We start from the raw sequence: 1,571 nt of genomic DNA on the forward strand, positions 1-1,571 counted from the left end.
CCACCGAAGTGGCGGACCGGCCCGCTGCCGACGTCCGGGGCGTGGTCGGGCGGATTCCGGAAACCCTCTTGTGGTGGATGTCCGTGGAGCCCGTGCGCGGGGCGGAGGCGCGAAGGACGCGGTCCGGGGAGCCGCGGTGAGCGCCGCCGGTGGCCCGGCGGGAACCTCCCGGCCGGGGGACACGTACTCTTGACAGCAGTAGGACCGCTCTCACGAAGGACTGAACGACACTGGGCAAGCGACAGCCCGAAGGCCCGCCGCCCGCACCCGCGGTGCAGCGCATCCGACTGCGCTACACCAAGCGCGGCCGCCTCCGGTTCACCAGCCACCGTGACTTCCAGCGCGCCTTCGAGCGTGCGCTGCGCCGCGCCGAGGTGCCGATGGCGTACTCGGCGGGGTTCACTCCGCACCCCAAGGTGTCCTACGCCAATGCCGCACCCACCGGCACGGGCAGTGAGGCGGAGTACCTGGAGATCTCGCTCACCGCGTCCCGCGACCCGGAGCGGCTGCGCGTCCTCCTCGACGAGTCGATGCCCGCCGGGCTGGACATCGTCGAGGCGGTCGAGGCCCGCACGTCGGGGCTCGCCGACCGGTTGACGGCTTCCGTGTGGGAGCTGCGGCTGGACGGCGTGGACCCGGCCGAGGCGGACCGTGCGGTCGCGGCCTTCAACGGCGCCGGGAGCGTCGAGGTACAGCGCCGGACCAAGAACGGTGTGCGCACCTTCGACGCCCGTCCCGCGGTCGTGGGTCTGGGCTGCGTGGAAACGCCTGGTGCGGCGGCCGATCGGCCGCGCGACCAGCCCTGTGCGATACTGCGGCTGGTTGTTCGGCACGTGACGCCTGCCGTACGACCCGACGACGTCCTGTCCGGTCTCCGCGCCGTGGCCGACCTGGCGCCGCCGGTCCCCGCAGCGGTGACCAGGCTGGCGCAGGGGCTGCTCGATGAAGAGACCGGCACGGTGACCGACCCGCTCGCGCCCGACCGCGAGGCAGACCCGGCCGCCCCGGCCATTTCACCAGGGGCCGCCGACTCCGCCGCCGCGAAGGCGCCGGCTTAGGGAAGGTTCCGTAGGGACGGACGTCGAAGCGCCGCCCTCGTACTCGGGAGCCACCTGGGTCGGGCAGCGCACCGACCAGAAGACTTTCGCCAGGCCGTACCGACAAGGCGTACGGAACCGGCGAGACAGGACACAGAGTGCTCCCGTGCGGCGCCCGCGCCCCGGACGGCGGCCATCGCGCAACCGCGAGGCCGCGGACGTCAACGGTGCCGATCCCTGCGATCGGTACCGGACCAGGCGCGGCGCCCGGGAGCCTGACGGGAGATTCGCCCGCATGCTTGAACCGACCGAACCCACCCAGGGTTCCGAAGAACTGAACACCCCCAGCGACACCCTGCCGCCGCGTCGTCGGCGCCGGGCCGCGTCGCGACCGGCGGGCCCGCCGGTCGCCGCCTCCGAGGCACCCGCCGAGATCACCTCGGCGAGCGCGGCACCCGCCGAGGCCACCGCGCTCGCGGAGCCGGCGGACGGTGGCGCCGCCGGGGCCGTGGACGCGGAGCCCGAGGCGCAGCC

At 74.2% G+C, this 1,571-nt stretch carries 2 protein-coding genes; both read left to right on the forward strand.

The window, feature by feature from the left end; all coding sequences use genetic code 11:
- Positions 1–272 precede the first annotated feature (272 nt).
- Positions 273–1,058 carry a TIGR03936 family radical SAM-associated protein gene (locus ACFC02_RS42585; protein WP_376368414.1) on the forward strand — a complete coding sequence of 262 codons (786 nt, stop codon included), beginning with the start codon at positions 273–275 and terminating at the stop codon, positions 1,056–1,058.
- Between the two features lie 274 nt (positions 1,059–1,332).
- Positions 1,333–1,571, forward strand: a 239-nt coding sequence (locus tag ACFC02_RS42590; protein ID WP_376368416.1) for a hypothetical protein, incomplete at its 3' end; no start/stop codon positions are given.

The organism is Streptomyces sp. NPDC056160 (genome assembly GCF_042268205.1).
Taxonomy (GTDB): domain Bacteria; phylum Actinomycetota; class Actinomycetes; order Streptomycetales; family Streptomycetaceae; genus Streptomyces.